This is a genomic window from Nguyenibacter vanlangensis (assembly GCF_013376155.1).
Classification (GTDB): Bacteria; Pseudomonadota; Alphaproteobacteria; order Acetobacterales; family Acetobacteraceae; genus Gluconacetobacter; species Gluconacetobacter vanlangensis.
In genome coordinates, this window is record NZ_JABXXP010000687.1 from 1 (window position 1) to 1,443 (window position 1,443).

At 69.4% G+C, this 1,443-nt stretch carries 1 protein-coding gene; it reads right to left on the reverse strand.

Annotated elements, in window-relative coordinates; translation table 11 throughout:
* On the reverse strand, positions 1–1,406 hold a 1,406-nt coding region (locus HUK84_RS18045; RefSeq protein WP_317135312.1), incomplete at its 3' end, for a hypothetical protein.
* Positions 1,407–1,443 lie beyond the last annotated feature (37 nt).

Here is a 1,443-nt window from a genome sequence, read left to right on the forward strand (position 1 = left end):
AGGGCGGGGCCGAACAGCCGCGTCGCGGCGTATTGCAGCGCGTCCGTCACATGCGACCAGCGGTTCTTCTCCGGCCGGTCGGCATAGCGCTCGCCGCCGACCCGCATGCGCCGATACTGGTATCCCCCCATCAGCGCCCGGCGCAGGACCATGCAGCGCGGATGCAGCACGAATCCGGGCTCCGCCCCGTCCAGCAGGGTCCGCAGCGGCCGCCGCACGCTCTCCAGACGGATCGCCAGGCCCTGCATCCCCGCCTCGATCGCGATCCCCTGCGCATGCAGGATCTCGAAACAGGTCCGCTCGTCGGTCTGCGCCCGCTGCATGCCCGCCGGATCGCCCACATCGACAAAGCGCGTATGCGGAAAATGCTGCGCCGAATGCCGCGCCACCCGTTCGGCGAACCGCGCGACCCCCATCGCCGTCGCCACCAGCTCGTCCACCACGATCCACTGCCCCGACGGCAGCAACTGGCTGAACACGCAGGCCGGCGTCAGCCCGAAATCCCAGCCGCGATAGACCGGCAGGCCCGGCACCGTGCGGCACGCCCGGCAATGGAAGCTATCGCTGTATTCGCCGAAAACCGGCCGCCCCTCCATGACGAAGCCATAATCCCCGTCGATATAGACCTTGATCCATTCGTCGCTTTTCCCGACCGCCAGCCGCTGGTAATAGGCCGGCGGCAAATTCTCCAGGTTCTCCGCCTGCGCCGAGCGTCCCCCCGGCTGCTTGAAGATCCGCGCGAACCGCGCGACCGTCATGTCCGGCACGATCCCGGCCATCGCCGCCACCGCCGGCCCATGGTCCTTTTCCTCGAAGAACCGGTACCAGTCCGATTCCGCGTCGGGCGGGTTCGTGTCCATCAGCACGCCCGACCAGCTCGCCCCGCCGTCGCGCCGCGCCGGATAGCGCCCGACACGCCCCTGCACCGCCTCGATGATCGCCCACGGCACCTCGCGCGCCTCGTTCACCCACGCGCCCGTCAGCTCCAGCGACAGCAGGTTGCCGACCTGGTCCGGCCGGTCCAGCGCCCGGAACAGCAATTCGATCTCCGCCGGCGCCTCGTCTCCCTCCGCCACCATCCGGTCAATGACATAGGAATGCTCGGTCGGCTTCCACCGCCCGAACCGCGCGGGCGGAAACCATTGATGCACCGTGCGGATGGTCGTATCCTCCAACTGGCGGTACGAATTGCGGATCACCGCCCAGCGCGTGCGCCGCACCCCGTCCGGCCCTGGCGCCTGCCGCAGCCCCCGCACCACGATATCCCAGACGCAGCCCGAACTTTTCCCCGACCCGAACGGCCCCATCAGCCCCCGGATGAACGCATCCGATTCCATGAAGCGCCGGATCGTCGGCACCGATTCCCGGTTATAGGTCAGCGCCGCCATGCCGGCCGCCCGCGCCACCCCTATCGCCGCGGCCCCGGGCTCCCACCATGCGGCC